Origin of the sequence: Cellulomonas sp. P24, from assembly GCF_024704385.1 — a bacterium.
GTDB lineage: Bacteria > Actinomycetota > Actinomycetes > Actinomycetales > Cellulomonadaceae > JAJDFX01.
The window spans coordinates 2,409,143-2,423,668 of record NZ_JAJDFX010000002.1; the positions used below are offsets into that span (position 1 = coordinate 2,409,143).

Annotated in this window: 15 protein-coding genes; 13 read left to right on the top strand and 2 right to left on the bottom strand. The window is 72.7% G+C overall.

What is annotated here, in order from left to right; translation table 11 throughout:
* The first annotated feature begins 239 nt into the window (after positions 1 to 239).
* From LJB74_RS11220 to LJB74_RS11240, 5 genes are all read left to right on the top strand, one after another.
* Entirely contained in the window at positions 240 to 1,808 is a 1,569-nt protein-coding gene (locus LJB74_RS11220; RefSeq protein ID WP_259308608.1) for a phage tail sheath subtilisin-like domain-containing protein, read from the top strand.
* A gap of 62 nt (positions 1,809 to 1,870) precedes the next feature.
* Positions 1,871 to 2,350 carry a phage tail protein gene (locus LJB74_RS11225; RefSeq protein WP_259308609.1) on the top strand — a complete coding sequence of 160 codons (480 nt, stop codon included), beginning with the start codon at positions 1,871 to 1,873 and terminating at the stop codon, positions 2,348 to 2,350.
* A complete protein-coding gene (locus LJB74_RS11230) occupies positions 2,347 to 2,826 on the top strand; it encodes a hypothetical protein (protein WP_259308610.1) in 480 nt (159 codons plus the stop codon). The genes LJB74_RS11225 and LJB74_RS11230 overlap by 4 nt, the downstream gene beginning before the upstream one ends.
* A gap of 3 nt (positions 2,827 to 2,829) precedes the next feature.
* Positions 2,830 to 3,006: a DUF6760 family protein gene (locus tag LJB74_RS11235; protein ID WP_259308611.1), complete on the top strand. Its 177-nt coding sequence runs from the start codon at positions 2,830 to 2,832 to the stop codon at positions 3,004 to 3,006.
* Entirely contained in the window at positions 2,996 to 3,481 is a 486-nt protein-coding gene (locus LJB74_RS11240) for a phage tail protein (protein WP_259308612.1), read from the top strand. Before LJB74_RS11235 ends, LJB74_RS11240 begins: the two co-directional genes overlap by 11 nt.
* Positions 3,482 to 4,235: 754 nt before the next feature.
* Here LJB74_RS11240 and LJB74_RS11245 read toward each other — a convergent pair.
* Both LJB74_RS11245 and LJB74_RS11250 read right to left on the bottom strand, forming a co-directional pair.
* On the bottom strand, positions 4,236 to 4,763 hold the full coding sequence (locus LJB74_RS11245) for a hypothetical protein (RefSeq protein WP_259308613.1): 528 nt from the start codon (positions 4,761 to 4,763) through the stop codon (positions 4,236 to 4,238).
* Positions 4,764 to 4,835: 72 nt separating this feature from the next.
* On the bottom strand, positions 4,836 to 5,129 hold the full coding sequence (locus LJB74_RS11250; protein ID WP_259308614.1) for a hypothetical protein: 294 nt from the start codon (positions 5,127 to 5,129) through the stop codon (positions 4,836 to 4,838).
* Between the two features lie 1,382 nt (positions 5,130 to 6,511).
* On the opposite strand from LJB74_RS11250, the gene LJB74_RS11255 reads away from it, so the two are divergent.
* From LJB74_RS11255 to amrA, 8 genes are all read left to right on the top strand, one after another.
* Positions 6,512 to 7,354, top strand: a complete 843-nt coding sequence (locus LJB74_RS11255) for a LysM peptidoglycan-binding domain-containing protein (RefSeq protein WP_259308615.1) — start codon at positions 6,512 to 6,514, stop codon at positions 7,352 to 7,354.
* 2 nt (positions 7,355 to 7,356) lie between these two features.
* Positions 7,357 to 9,156, top strand: a complete 1,800-nt coding sequence (locus tag LJB74_RS11260; protein WP_259308616.1) for a phage baseplate assembly protein V — start codon at positions 7,357 to 7,359, stop codon at positions 9,154 to 9,156.
* Positions 9,156 to 9,599, top strand: a complete 444-nt coding sequence (locus tag LJB74_RS11265; RefSeq protein ID WP_259308617.1) for a GPW/gp25 family protein — start codon at positions 9,156 to 9,158, stop codon at positions 9,597 to 9,599. The genes LJB74_RS11260 and LJB74_RS11265 overlap by 1 nt, the downstream gene beginning before the upstream one ends.
* Positions 9,599 to 11,545 carry a putative baseplate assembly protein gene (locus LJB74_RS11270; RefSeq protein WP_259308618.1) on the top strand — a complete coding sequence of 649 codons (1,947 nt, stop codon included), beginning with the start codon at positions 9,599 to 9,601 and terminating at the stop codon, positions 11,543 to 11,545. Before LJB74_RS11265 ends, LJB74_RS11270 begins: the two co-directional genes overlap by 1 nt.
* A 63-nt stretch (positions 11,546 to 11,608) precedes the next feature.
* Positions 11,609 to 12,154: a phage tail protein gene (locus LJB74_RS11275; protein ID WP_259308619.1), complete on the top strand. Its 546-nt coding sequence runs from the start codon at positions 11,609 to 11,611 to the stop codon at positions 12,152 to 12,154.
* 49 nt (positions 12,155 to 12,203) lie between these two features.
* Positions 12,204 to 12,872, top strand: a complete 669-nt coding sequence (locus LJB74_RS11280) for a hypothetical protein (RefSeq protein WP_259308620.1) — start codon at positions 12,204 to 12,206, stop codon at positions 12,870 to 12,872.
* A gap of 100 nt (positions 12,873 to 12,972) precedes the next feature.
* On the top strand, positions 12,973 to 13,788 hold the full coding sequence (amrB, locus tag LJB74_RS11285; protein ID WP_259308621.1) for an AmmeMemoRadiSam system protein B: 816 nt from the start codon (positions 12,973 to 12,975) through the stop codon (positions 13,786 to 13,788).
* Positions 13,781 to 14,524, top strand: coding sequence for an AmmeMemoRadiSam system protein A (amrA, locus tag LJB74_RS11290; protein ID WP_259308622.1), 744 nt, complete (start codon positions 13,781 to 13,783; stop codon positions 14,522 to 14,524). Before amrB ends, amrA begins: the two co-directional genes overlap by 8 nt.
* The last annotated feature ends 2 nt before the right edge of the window (positions 14,525 to 14,526 follow it).

The following is a 14,526-nucleotide window of genomic DNA, read 5'->3' on the forward strand; positions in this document are numbered from 1 at the left end:
TCGCTCCGCGCGAGCGTGCGTCTCAGCTCACCGATGCGCTCCGAGCAGGACCTTAGTCCCAAAGTGCCCGGAAGACACCGAGTTGACGACGACATTCACCCATGTGGCGAGGGGCAAAAGTCCCAAGATCGGTAGGGATTACCGATGTCGCTCCGCACGCCCGCTCCTACGTTCGACACTGTCAGCGCCCACGGCACCGCCCTCTCCCCGAGGATGCGGCGCGAAACCAGGGAGAGATAGTGCCCACATACACCGCGCCAGGCGTGTACGTCGAGGAAGTCCCGTCGTCGCAGAAGGTCCTCGCGTCAGCACCCACAGCCGTCGCAGCCTTCGTCGGCTTCACCGAGCGGGCCCCGCTCGGCGACCCGAACGACCCCGAGGGCCTCGCCCCCCGGCTCGTCACGAGCTGGACCCAGTTCGAGTCGCTGTTCGGCGGGTTCGTCGACGGCGCGATCCTGCCGCTGTCCGTCTTCGGGTTCTTCCAGAACGGCGGGACCCTCGCCTACATCGTGCGGATCCCCAACTCGACCCCCGCCGGTGAGCCCGCCCGTCTGGCGCTCCCGGCTGCGGACCGGTCCCTCGGGAGCCCGCTCGAGATCACCAGCGTCGAGCCCGACGCCGACGTCACCGTCGCGATCGCGACCGACGACGGCGACCCGGACGCCGAGGGCCCCTCGACCTTCACGCTGAGCGTGATCGTCGGCGGCGAGACGGTCGAGCAGTACCCCGACCTGACCTTCGGCGGTGCGCGTGACGCGGCAGCCGTGATCAACAAGACCTCCACGCAGATCAAGGTCGAGCTCAAGCTCGAGGCCGACGTGGACCTGCAGAGCCAGCTCGAGCTGCTCCGCCCGGGCCTGTACCCCCTCGAGAAGGCGGCGCCGGTCCCGGCTCCCGTGACCGGCCGCAAGTTCGCCGGATCGGAGACCGCCCGCAGCGGCATCAACGGTCTGGCGATCGCCGAGGACGTGACGATGGTCATCGTCCCCGACCTCATCACCGCCGCGACCAAGGCCGACGGCAGCGTCGACCTGGGCCTGTGGAAGGCCGTCCAGACGTCGCTGATCGCCCACTGCGAGCTGCACCCGAACCGCATGGCGATCCTCGACGCCCCTCCCGGGATGGGCCCGCAGCAGATCAAGGAGTGGCGCAGCGAGACCGCGATGTACGACTCGGCGTTCGCCGCGCTGTACTACCCGTGGATCAAGGTCGAGAACCCCATCGGCTCCAACGGCGACGCCGAGGTGCTCATCCCGCCGTCCGGCCACGTCGCCGGCGTCTGGGCCCGCACCGACGACACCCGTGGGGTGTGGAAGGCGCCGGCGAACGACACGATCCGCGGCGTGCTCGACGTCGAGCGCTCGATCACCCAGAACGAGCAGTCGCTGCTGAACCCGATCGGGATCAACTGCATCCGCCCGTTCGGCACGCGCGGCATCCGGATCTGGGGTGCACGCACCCTCGCGTCGGACACCGACTGGCAGTACATCAACGTGCGCCGGCTCTTCAACATGGTCGAGTCGACCATCATGGACGGCACGCAGTGGGCGGTCTTCGAGCCGAACGACGTCACCCTCTGGGAGGGCGTGACCCGCACGCTCACCGGCTACCTGCGCGGACTGTGGCAGTCCGGGGCCCTGTTCGGCGCCTCGGCGGACCAGGCCTACTTCGTGCGATGCGACGCCACGACGAACCCGCCGGAGTCGATCGACGCCGGCAAGCTCGTCGTCGAGGTCGGGCTCGCGCCGGTCAAGCCGGCCGAGTTCGTGATCTTCCGCATCAGCCAGAACAAGCAGTCAGCCTCCTGATCTCACCCCGTCCCGGTGGGCTCAGGTCCACCGGGACGTCCCACCTGAACTGAGGAGCACCCGTGCCCAACGCAATCTTCAACACCGACCCGATCATCTCCCAGAACTTCTTCCTCGAGATCGACGGGTCTGTGGTGTCGTCGCTGATCGGCGTCTCGGGCCTGGACGTCGAGGTCGGTGTCGCGACGACCAAGCAGGTCGGCAAGGACGGCAAGCAGCAGCTGGTCAAGACCCTCGGCGAGGTCACGAACGTCCCCGACCTCAGCCTCACGCGTGTTGCCCCGTCCGACATGGGCAACGACAAGCTCTGGGGATGGTTCAACGACATCCGCGACAAGGGCATCAAGCTCTCCGACCGGACGAACAACCGCAAGAACGGCTCGATCGTGATGTACGACCACACCCACACCGAGGTCGCACGGTTCAACTTCTTCAACGGCTGGCCGAGCAAGATCTCCACCGACGGGCTCAGCGTGGACAGCCAGGACGCGGTGAAGGAGACGATCACCCTCACCATCGAGCGTCTCGCGCGGGTCAAGTGAGCCTGCAGACCCGCTACGACTTCACCCTGCCGCGCGGCTACGTCGACGACCAGGGTGTGGTCCACCGCACGGGCACGATGCGCCTGGCGACCGCACGGGACGAGCTCGAGCCGCTCCGGGACCCGATGATCGACGGCGCGGACGACCCGCGCCTGACCATCGTCGTGCTCGCGCGCGTGGTCGAGAGGCTCGGCACGCTCGAGCTCGTGACGACCCGGGAGATCGAGGGGCTCTTCGCCGCCGATCTGGCGTTCCTCCAGGACTTCTACGGAGTGATCAACTTTGGCAGCCAGGAGGAGTACGAGGAGCTGATCGCCGCACAGCGCGAGGCCGGCGCCCCGGTGACGACGCAGGCCGTCGCCCCGGAGCCGGCGGTCGCCGCGACCGAGGACGCGCCGGCCGACGCCCCGGCCGTCGCGTCGTACTCGCGGCCGGGTCGTTCGGCCATCGAGGAGATCCCGCACGACGGCAGGTGACACATGCTCCGCTACCCGGCTGAGGCGCTCTGGCAGGAGATCGCCTATCTCGCCTACCACCTGCACTGGTCGATGGCGGACCTGCTCGACCTCGAGCACCTGGACCGTGTCCGCATGGTCCGGGCGGTGTCGTCCCTGAACGAACGAGCGTGGGAGGCGGTGCGCGACGGTGGCATCTGACATCGAGCCCCTCGGCGGCGATCCCACCACCGGCGGCATGTTCATCTTCGAGGTGGACGGGGTCGAGATCGGCACCTTCCGCGAGGTGCGCGGCCTCGAGCTGACCGTCGACGTCGAGACGTACACCGAGGGCGGTCAGAACCAGTACGTCCACAAGCTGCCCGGCACGCTGCACTGGCCGAACCTCGTCTTCAGCCGTGGCATGGTCGAGAGCGACGCGCTGTTCACCTGGGTGTCCAACTCCTCCGGGGAGAACTTCGCCGCGAACGGGAACAAGGTGACGCGCAGCACCGGTGCGGTCACCGCCGTCACCAGCGAGGGCAAGCGCCTGCGGGCGTGGGAGTTCGACCAGGTCTTCGCCGTCCGCTGGACCGGGCCCGAGTTTCACGTCGGCAGCAACGAGCAGCTCGTCGAGCAGCTCGAGGTGGCGCACAACGGCTTCCGCGCGAAGACGACGAATACCCCGGCACCGTGAGCGGGACCGAGAACGAGCCGACGTCCCCCGGCAGCGCACCTGACCCGACCCCTGCGCCGTCGGTGACGCTCGGTGCCGCGATCCGCACCCGTTTCCGTCGCCCGGGCGCCGCCGACGGGCAGCACCCGCCCCGGCTCATCGGTCACCTCGCCGCGCGGTCCCTCCTGTTCAGCGCCGCCTCCGGGCGTTCGCTCGCGGTGCGGCGCGTCGTCGGGGTCCCGGCGAGCGTGCGAGGAGTCGGCTCCCGTGACGCCGTCGTCCGGGCACCGCGGTGGTGGAGCCCGAGTGCCACGCCGGAGGAGATCGCCGACGCCGCCGGGGCCCGCCCGACGCCCGCCCCCGCCGATCCGGCGACCGGCGTGACACTCCCGGCGCGTGGCCTGCGCCGCGTCGCACGCGGCGTTCCGAACGAGTCCCCTCGGCACCCCGGCGGGATGTCCGTCAGCGCCGCCCCCAGCACCCTGCCGATCCGGCCGGCGCGAGAGGTGACCGCCGCCGGCCCGATGATCACCTCCGTGGACCGGCGCCGACGGTCGCCGTCGCCACCGCCCCGACCGAGCGGCCCCGGCGGTCCGTCGGGGCAGGCCTCGGGGGCCGGCACCACGCCCGACGTGGCGCGCGCGACGTCGGCCGGTTCCCCGGAGAAGGCTGTGCGCCGGACCGTGTCGGCCGTCGGCCCGGACGGCAACCGAGGCGACCGGACGACGGGGAACGACGGGACGACCCGGCTGACCCCCACCGCTCGCGTGAGCCGTTACGTCCGTCGACGCCTCGCCGCTGCCCGTGCGGCCCGCGGTGACGAGACGACCGCAGCACCGAGCGCCAGCCGGTCGGGGGCGACGGACGCGCCACGGACGCCGTCTCCGACGCCGACGACGCGGGCGTCGGCTCCGTCGACCTCTCGAGGCGGCGCGAGTACGCCCGCCTCTGTCGCCACCGGCAGGACGGGTGAGGTCGCGCCGGTCCGCCGGTCCGCCGCACCGGCCCCGTCGTCCGCGCCGCCGAGCCCGTCCCACCAGGTCGGACCGGCGTCCGCCGCTGCTCCCGACGGCACGACGACGCCGACCGGGCCTTCCCTGGGGAGAGCGGCAGGTGCGCCGGGGGGCGTCGTCGCCTCTCCCGTGGACGCACCGCCGGTCGGCGCGGTCCAGCCGTCCGAGGCGTCGCCGACCGCGGAGGTCGCCGCCCCGCGCCGGCTGCCGAGCGCGGTCGCCGCAGGGCCGTTGACGAGCCCGGAGCCGGCGCCGACCCGCCCCGCGCGCCGAGGGATGGCGGCGCGCACGCTTCGCCGTGCCGTCGGCGCACCGGTGCGCCTCCGGGTGCCGGGTGCGGCCTCCGTGGCGGCACCGGGCGGCTACCGACCCGTGCGGCGCGAGCCGGACGCGGTGGCGGGCCCGATCCGCAGGTCGACCGCCGCCGACGCAGGACGAGCAGCGGCGGGGGCGTCGGGCGCCGGCACCCGGCCCGAGGCCGCGACGCCAGCGCCTGCGGGCCGGGCGCCGGATCGGCAGGGCCCGGCCACGACCCAGGCGCACGCCGCGGCGCCGGTCTCGACTGCGCCCGGCTCGACCTTGCGGAGCGCCACCGTCCAGAACCCGACCTCGCCCAGCCCGAACGCAACCAGCCCGACCGTGTCGAGCTCGGCCACGCCGGGCCGGACCTCACTCTCTCGAACCACACCGACCGGTGCCGCGCGTCACGGCGCCGTCGAGCAGGGTGTGGCGGCCGCCGCGACCCCGCAGACCGCCACGCCGACCTCGGCGGTGCCTGCGGTGCGCGCAGAGGGGGACCCGACCGCCGTGCGTCGCTCCGTCGGACCCGCTACCGCGACGACGCTGCCGCTCGCTGCGGCGGGAGCCTCGGTCGGTGACGACGCGGCTCACCCGTCGGGTGCGCGCGATGCTGCACCGCGGACCGTGCGCCGGTACAGCGGGCTCCCCGTGGCCATGGGCTCGCTCGCGGTGCGTCGCGCGTCGGAGGGTGAGCTCGTCACGTCCGGGGCGAGCGCCGGACGGCTCGTCCGGCCGGGGCGTCCCTTGGCTGTGCACGCCTCGACCGACCGCCGTGCGACCGGCGGCCTGGGGTCGGGTTCGTCGGCCCGCACCTCGACCCTCGGGGCTACGGCGCCGAGCTCCCTGCTGCTGGCGAGTGCCTCGGCACGGTCCAGCGGATCCGAGCGGCCGGGTGCCACGGTGCGGCGTCGACCCGCGCCGGCGGCGTCGTCGCAGGTGCTGTCGGAGCGCCGTCCCGCTGCCTCACGAGGCCCTGCGGGGTCACCGGGCTCGTCCGGACGGCAGGGGTCTCCCGCGCAGTCGCGCTCGGCCGGGCCACAGGGTCCCTCCGGTCCGCCGGGTGCCGCACACCCGGGGGGCGGGACGTCGCAGGGCGTCGCGACGTCGGGTCTCGCGTCGCCGGGCCGACGCGGCTCGACGATCCGGCGCGCGCCCCACGGCCCCGAGGCCGTCGTCGGTCGCACGTGGTCGCTGGGGATCGTCGGCCCACCGGTGGGGCAGGCGATCCGTCGTTGGACCGACGCGTCTCGGCAGCGACCGGACGGGTCAGAGGCCCGCAGCACGCTGCTCGGCGGACATCGGGCGCCGGGAACCCCGGCGTCGGTCCCGGCAATCGGTCGGGGTGCCCCTGGGTGGCCGGCTCCTGCGGGCGGCTCCCGTCGTCGCAGCGAGGGACGGGCGGCACCCGTGCTCGGGCTGCACCGCGGTGCCGTCGTGCCGGCGGAGCTCGTCGGTGTCGCCTCGACGGCCGGCCGACTCGTGATGCCGCCTCGGGCTGCGCCGTCCCCGGCCGGTCCACCGCCGGCGGTCCCCGACGCACCTGCGTCCCGCGTCGCCTCGCCCGGCGCACCGCGCGAGGGGGGGAGGATCGTCCCGCGCAGCCGGACCGAACCTCCCGGCGACTCTCGCGGCGCTCCTGGCCGCGGAGTCCACCGGGGCATTCTCCGGCCCGGGTGCCCCGACGCCGACCGACGCCGTCGCCCCGCCGCCGATCCGCCACACCTTCGAGGGAGCCGACATGACCACCAGCGTGCAGCACAGCCCGGTGAGTGCGTCGTGGACCGCACCCGACGACCCCGGCAGCCGTACCCTCGACCCCGAGGTCATGGACGAGCTCGTGGACCGTGTGGTCGAGCGGATCGAAGGCCGCGTCGTCGAAGAGCTCGAGCGCCGCGGGCGCCGTGGTCTGCCGGGGGGTGTTCTGATGGCCTCGACGGAGAAGGCGTTCCTCGAGATCGAGAGCGGCGAGCGGCTGCCCTGCCTGTTCAACCCCGCCCAGCTCGCGATCAGCCGGAGCAACACGTGGACGGGAGAGTCCATGCCGGGTCGCGGTGTGCCCCGGCTGCGGTACGCGGGCGCCCGACCCGGGACGATGGCGGTCGAGCTGTTCTTCGACACGACGAACGACGGCAGCGACGTCACCAAGTACACCGGGAAGATCCTCGCCCTCATGGACGTCGACTCCTCGCTCCCGGGGTCGAACGAGACCACGCACAACGCGCGGCCGCCCTACGTCACGTTCCACTGGGGTGACCTGCACTCCTACAAGGCCGTCATCGCGCACCTGGACCTGACGTTCACGTACTTCTCGTCGGCCGGCACCCCGCTGCGGGCGACGCTCGCCCTGGTGCTGCGCCAGTACGAGGAGTCGAAGGCCTTCGGGCCGCAGAACCCGACGTCGGGCACGCCGCGACCCCACCGCGTGCACCGGGTGCAGCCGGGCGAGACGCTCGACCGGATCGCCGCCCGGTACTACGGCGACTCGACGCAGTGGCGCGCTCTCGCGAGCGCGAACGGCATCGAGGACCCGCTCGCCCTGCGTCCGGGCGCCCAGCTGTCGATCCCGCAGCTGGAGGTCTGAGCATGCCCGTCCTCCCGTCGACGTCCGACGGCATGTCGCTGGCCCCGGTGATCAAGTCGAACGGCTCCGTGCTCCCCGAGGCCTGGCTGGGCGCGCTCCTCGAGCTCCGGGTGCGCCGTGCCGTGCGGACCATCGGCCGGTGCACCCTGCGGTTCGCCGACCCGGGCTACACGCTCGCCAGCGCGAGCAAGCTCAAGGTCGGCGCCACGATCCAGGTGTCCGCCAAGGCCGACGGGGAGGGCACCACCCTGACCACGGTGTTCGAGGGCAAGGTCACCTCGACAGGGGTCGAGAGCAGCGACGCGGATCAGCCCGAGCTGATCGTCGTGGCCGAGGACCTTGCCTACGAGCTCAGCCGCACGGCCCGGGCCGCGACCTACCTCAAGCAGAAGGCCTCGGAGATCATCACCAAGGTGGTGGCGGACTCGGGCGCGGCCAGCACAATCGATGCCACCGACCATGTGCTCGACTACACGCTCCAGACGGGCACCGACCTCGCGTTCATCGACGAGCTGTGCCGTCGGAACGGGCTCGACTGGGAGGTGAACGAGACGACCTTCCGCGCGTGGACCTCGCACAACGGGACCAAGCTCAGCGACCCGGCTGCACAACCGGTCGTGACGCTCACGCTCGGGAACGACATGAGGACCTTCTCCGCGCGGGTCTACGGGGACGCGCCGAAGTCGGTGACGGTCCGCGGGTGGGACCACCTGAACAAGGAAGAGATCGTCGCGACGTCGGAGCTCGGCCGCAGCAAGCTGCCGAACGGGATGAGCGCCCTGCTCTCGGAGGGCTCGATCCGCAGGGCGACCACCCTGGACGCGCAGGCCGGACCGGTGGACCGGGCGGACGCCAAGACTCTTGCGGACGTCCTGAGCGCCGAGACGGGGACGGTCGTCGCGCGCGGTGTCGGTCCGATGCTCCCGATGGTCCGACCCGGGGTGACGGTGACTGTCGCCGACGCCGGGCCCGCGTCCGGCGACTACTACGTCCGTGAGGTGGAGCACACGTTCCGCCCGTCCGGCTTCCACACGGCGTTCGTCGCGGGGGACCGGGGGCAGACGTCGCTCGTGCCCCCGAACGACGCGTCGGTGTCGTCGAGCTTCCAGCACGCCGGACTGGTGGTCGGCATGGTCTCGGCGATCAAGGACGACCCCGAGGCTGCCGGCCGGATCAAGGTGTCCCTCCCGGGGCTCGACACGAAGATCGAGTCCCAGTGGGCGCGCCTGGCCGTCCTGGGCGGCGGGGCGGGGCGCGGGATGGTGTTCCTCCCGGAGGTCGGCGACGAGGTGCTCGTGGGCTTCGAGGGTGGCGATGTCCGCCGTCCCGTGGTGCTGGGTGGGCTGTTCGGCAAGAAGGACAAGATCCCCACGGACCTCGTCGGCAGCTCGGAGGTCGAGCACCGCCGGCTGACGTCCCGGCTCGGCCACGTCGTCGAGCTCTCGGACGGCACCGATGCGAGCACGCAGCACATCCGCCTGGCGCTCGCCGGTGAGACGATCAGTCTCCGCCTCGGCAAGGACCGCGCCGACCTCAAGCTCCCGTCGGGGGTCCCGTTGAAGATCGTCTCGGGCAGCTCGTCGATCGAGATGGACGGCAGCGGGGCGATCAAGCTCTCCGGGACGACGATCGCCCTCAAGGCCGAGCAGGGTGTGACGATCGAGGGCATGGACGTGACCGCGAAGGCGACGGCGAAGCTCGCCGCATCCGGCGCGCAGGTCGAGGTCAAGGGCAGCGCGACCACGACCATCGAGTCCTCGGGCGTCACGGCCGTCAAGGGAGCGATGGTGCAGATCAACTGATGGCTACCTCCAGCCCGAACCCCCTCGCCGGAACCACGGGACGCGACGCGTCCTTCATCGGTCGCGGCTTCAGCTGGCCCCTCGAGGTCGACCATCGCGGCGCGATCCGGTTGACCGAGGGCGTCGCCGACCTCGACCGGTCGATCCGTGTGGTGCTGCTGACCGCACCCGGCGAGCGCGTCATGCGCCCGCAGTTCGGCTGCCGGATCTGGGACCTGCTGTTCGAGCCCGTGACCCCGAACCTGCTCGGCCTGATCTCCGAGGCGGTCCGTGAGGCTCTCGCCCAGTGGGAGCCGCGCGTGGAGGTCGAGGACGTCGAGCCCGTGCAGGACGACGACGACGGCGGGCTCGTCCGGATCCTCATCCGCTACCGCGTCAAGGCGACGAACGACCGCCGCAACCTCGTCTACCCCTTCTACGTGATCCCGCGTGAGGACACCTGATGCCGATCCCTCCCCCGAACCTCGACGACCGGTCCTTCCAGGACATCGTCGACGAGACCAAGCGCCTGATCCCCCGGTTCACGCCCGAGTGGACGAACCACAACGTCTCCGACCCCGGGGTCGCGCTGATCGAGCTCTTCGCCTGGATGAGCGAGATGGTGCTCTTCCGGGTGAACCAGGTACCTGAGCGGTTGTACGTGCACTTCCTCAACCTCGCCGGGATCGAGCCGTTCCCGCCGTCGGTCGCCCGCACGGACGTGACGTTCTGGCTCTCCGCCCCCGCCATCCAGCCCCTCACCATCCCCGGCGGTACCGAGCTCACGACGTCGACGTCGGCGACGGACGCCGTGATCTTCTCCACCGAGCACGACGCGGTGGTGGCGCCGCCACGGCTGCACGCCGCGCACTCGACGCGTGCGCGCGACGAGCAGACCGTCGACGGCTGGGAGGACCTGACCTACCCGGGCAGTGCGCTGACGTGCTTCACCTCGACGCCGGTGCAGGTCGGCGACGCGACGCTGTTCGGCTTCGCGGAGTCGCTCGCCGGGGCCGCGCTGCGGCTCACCGTGGAGGCGACGGCCCAGGGGATCGGCGTCGACCCGGCGAACCCGCCGTTGGCCTGGGAGGTCTGGACGGGTGAGTCGTGGACGCCGGTCCGGGTGCAGCGCGACAGCACCGGCGGGTTGAACCGCAACGGCGAGGTCGTCCTGCTGATCCCGCAGGCGCACGCCTCGCTCATGCTCGCCGGGACCGTCGCCTACTGGTTGCGGGTGCGCCTGACCAACCCCGCGCCCGGGCAGCCGACGTACCAGGCGTCCCCGCGCCTCGAGTCCCTGAAGGCGGACGTCATCGGGCTCACGGTCTCCGCCGAGCACGCGACGACCGTCGGGCCGGAGAACCTCGGCCGCTCGACCGGTGTCCCGGCGCAGCAGTTCCGGGTCGGGTCGATCCCGGTCGCGGCGCGTCGCGAGAGCGAGGTCGTCCGGGTGGTCGCGACCGAGGGGACGACGACCTGGACCGAGGTCGAGGACTTCTCCGCCTCCGGCCCGGAGGACCGTCACGTCGTCTGGGAGTCGTCGACCGGGGTCGTCCGGTTCGGGCCGCGCGTGCGCTACCCCGACGGCACGGTCCGCCAGCACGGCGCGATCCCGCCGGACGGCGCGCTGATCCAGGTCACCGGGTACCGGCACGGCGGCGGTGCCGCGGGCAACGTCGGGGCACGCACGCTGACGAACCTGCGCTCGACCCTGCCGTTCGTCTCGAGCGTTGTGAACCTGGCGCCCGCCGTCGGCGGGGTGGATGCGGAGACGGTCGAGGAGGCCAAGATCCGTGGTCCGCTGTCGCTGCGCACCGGGCAGCGTGCCGTGACGGCCGGGGACTTCGAGCGGTTGACCCGGGAGACCTCGGTCGAGGTCGCCCGCGCGCGGTGCCTGGTGGGCACCGAGACGCACAACGGTGCGGTGCGGGTGCTCGTCGTCCCGCAGGTGCGCACGGATCCCCGGACTCACAAGATCGACGACTTCGCGCTGTCCGAGCCGCTGCTGCGCGCGATCTGCGAGGTCCTCGAGGAACGCCGGTGCGTCGGGGTCGCGGTCGAGGTCGGCACGCCGTTCTACCAGGGCGTGAGCGTGGCCGCCCTGGTGCGGGCGCTGCCCGGGCGCCCGGCGGCCCTCGTGCGGCAGCGGGTGCTGGACGTCGTCGACCGCTACATCAACCCGGTCACCGGTGGTCCGACGGGCACGGGGTGGCCGTTCGACACCGACATCACCGCCGCCGAGATCGCCCAGCTCCTCGAGGTGGTCGAGGGCGTCGAGCGGGTCGAGGAGGTGCAGCTCTTCGAGTACGACCTGCGCACGGGGCGGCGCCTGGGTAGCGGACGTGATGTCCTGCACCCGGAGTCGCACACGCTGTTCCTGTCGGCCGAGCACCGGGTGGTCGTCCGATGACGCGCGCGCTCGACGTCCGGTGCGCCGGACGGTCCGCGCTGCCGCCCGTCTACGGGGGTTCCCGTGAGACGTGACCAGTGGCTGCTCAACCAGCTCCCCGTCGGGATGCTGAGCGACGACTTCTTCACCCGGTTCGTGTCGATCTTCCAGGAGGAGGCCGCCACGCTCCTCGCGCACGGCGACAACCTCCCGCACCTGGCCGACCCGACCGTCGCACCGTTGCCGATGGTGCGCTGGATGGCGGACTGGATCGGGCTCGACGGCATCGACCCCGGTCTGCCGGACGGGACCCAGCGTCGGCTCGTCACGACGGCCGCGCGCACGCTCCGGCGTCGGGGCACGCCCGGCGCGCTGCGGGGGTTCCTCGAGCTGTTCAGCGGAGGCCCGGCCGAGGTCACCGACGGGGGCGGCGTGTGGCGTGAGGGCGAGGCACCGGCCGATCACGCCTGGGTCGTCATGCGTGTCGCGTCGACGGGTGGGCTGCCGGACGAGGCCTTCGTCTCGCTGATCGCCGACCACGTGCCGGCGCACGTGCGGGCCGAGCTGTGGGTCGACGACCGGCAGATCTGGCCGCAGCCCGGGGCCGAGGAGAGGATCCGTCGTGGCTGATCCGTCGCCGCTCCCGTCCTCCGTTCCCGCCGCACCACAGGAGACCACCGTGCCTCACGAGACCGCCCCTGTCGGGGAGAGCGCGCTCCCTCAGCAGAGCGCGGTGCCGTCGGAGAACGCGGTGCCGTTCGGCACCACGGCGCCGCTGGAGGCCACCGTGCCCTTGCAGCCCGCTGTGCCTCCGCAGCCCGGTGTGATCCGTGACAGTGTCCTGCCCCACGGCCCCGGCTCGCCGCGGGTCCCGGGCGCCCCAGCGATCACCGTGCCCGACGCCCCGGCCGAGATGACGATCGTCTGTCCCGAGTGCGGGGCGCCGTCCACCGTGGCGCTGGCACGGCGCGACGCCGACGACTTCTGCCCGATCTGCGACTACCCGCTGTTCTGGGCGCGTCCGCAGGACCGGAAGGGCGGCGGGGAGGACGGCGCCGACGACGCACGCTGGCGGTCACCCGGCGCGTCCGGCGCCTCGCTGATCGCGACGGTCCCGTGCCCGGTGTGCCGCGAGCTCAACGTGCCGTCGGCCGTGGTGTGCGTCCGGTGCGGTGCCGACATGAACCCGCCGCCGCCACCCGAGCCGGAACCCGTGCCGGCGCCGGAGCCTGCCCCCGTGCCGCAGGAGATCCGCGAGCCCGACCCGGCCGAGCCGTTCCCGTGGTGGTGGTTCGCGACGGTGATCGCGATGGTGGGTGTCGCCTGGTACGTCAGCATCCGGTACTGACCGTACGGGTGGTCCGGGTCGGCATGCAGATGAGCCTGGGGCGACCCGACCGGGCGGACGGTCGGCAACGGAGCTAGCCTGAAGAACGAGGTGATGCCCTGTGCGCTCGTCTCGTATCCGTGACGCCGCCGTCGCCGGTTCGTTCTACCCGGGCGACCCTGAGGTGCTGCGCGTCACCGTGGACCGGCTGCTCGCCGACGCCCCGCTGTCGCCCGACGGGGCACCGACCCCCCGAGCGGTGATCGTGCCGCACGCCGGGTACATCTACTCGGGCTCCACCGCGGCCCTGGCCTACGCGCGGGTCGCGCGGGGGAGGGACGCGATCCGGCGGGTCGTGCTGATCGGCCCGACGCACCGGGTGGCGGTGCGCGGGGTCGCCCTGCCCGGGGCGGACGGCTTCCGGACGCCGCTGGGCGTGCTCCCCGTCGCGGAGGAGTGGGCCGAGGAGCGCCTCGCCGGTGTTCCGGCGGCGTGCATCTACGCGGAGACCCACCAGTGGGAGCACTCCGTCGAGGTCCAGCTGCCGTTCCTGCAGCGCACCCTCGGCGACGTCGAGATCGTCCCCCTGCTCGCCGGGGACGCGACGGGCGACGAGGTCGCCGACGTGATCGACGCGCTGTCGGACGAGCCGGGGACGCTCGTCGTGATCAGCTCGGACCTGTCGCACTACCTGCCCTACGAGGAGGCGCGCCGCGTCGACGCGCAGACGATCGCGCAGATCGGCGCGCTCGACGGGCCCCTGGACCACCTGCAGGCATGCGGAGCGACCCCGGTCAACGGCCTGCTCGTCGCCGCACGCCGGCACGGCCTGCGTCCCGAGCTCCTGGGCGCGTGCAGCTCCGGGGACACCGCCGGGGACCGGGAGAGGGTCGTCGGCTACTGCGCCTTCGCGTTCGACGAGGACGACGATGGCTAGGTGCCGGGCGTCGACGCGCGACGCGGCGGTCGAGATCTCACCCGCCGCCGTCGATCAGCCCGCTGTGGCCGAGCAGCCCGCTGCGGTCGATCGACCTGCTGTGGCCGATCGGCCTGCCGCGACGGTGCCGTCCGCGGACAGCGTCGTGCCCGACGACGCAGGTGACCTGCTGCTGCCCGTCGCCCGCGAGGCCATCGCCCGGTCGCTCGGGATGACGACCCCCGGCACGGAGACGGGGGTCGCACGTGCCGAGACGTTCCCGTCGTGGGTGCTCGAGCCCGGAGCCAGCTTCGTCACCCTGACGAAGGGCGGCCGGCTCCGCGGGTGCATCGGGTCGCCCGTCGCCCAGCGGCCGCTGCTGGACGACGTGCGCGCCAACGCGGTCGCGGCCGCGAGCCGGGACCCGAGGTTCGTGCCGATGGAGCCGGCCGAGCTCCCGGTCGTCGCGATCGAGGTCTCGGTCCTCTCCGCGCCGCAACCCCTGCCGGTCGGCAGCCTCGAGGAGTGCTACGCCGCGCTACGACCAGGAGTCGACGGTGTGATCGTGGAGATGGGGGACTGGAACCGGGCGTTGTTCCTGCCCCAGGTGTGGGACGAGGTGCCGGACCCCGTGCAGTTCCTCGGGCACCTGTGGCGCAAGGCCGGCGTCGCCCCGGGTGTCTGGTACGAGGGCACGACGGTGCAGACGTTCACGGTCCGAGCCTGGCACGAGGGGCCCGACGGGTCGGAGGGGTGAGA

Coding starts and splice junctions, on each gene's coding strand:
- LJB74_RS11235 (WP_259308611.1), top strand. CDS start 2,830: ATGCTCCGCTACCCGGCTGAGGCGCTCTGGCAGGAGATCGCCTATCTC.
- LJB74_RS11255 (WP_259308615.1), top strand. CDS start 6,512: ATGACCACCAGCGTGCAGCACAGCCCGGTGAGTGCGTCGTGGACCGCA.
- LJB74_RS11260 (WP_259308616.1), top strand. CDS start 7,357: ATGCCCGTCCTCCCGTCGACGTCCGACGGCATGTCGCTGGCCCCGGTG.
- LJB74_RS11265 (WP_259308617.1), top strand. CDS start 9,156: ATGGCTACCTCCAGCCCGAACCCCCTCGCCGGAACCACGGGACGCGAC.
- LJB74_RS11270 (WP_259308618.1), top strand. CDS start 9,599: ATGCCGATCCCTCCCCCGAACCTCGACGACCGGTCCTTCCAGGACATC.
- amrA (WP_259308622.1), top strand. CDS start 13,781: ATGGCTAGGTGCCGGGCGTCGACGCGCGACGCGGCGGTCGAGATCTCA.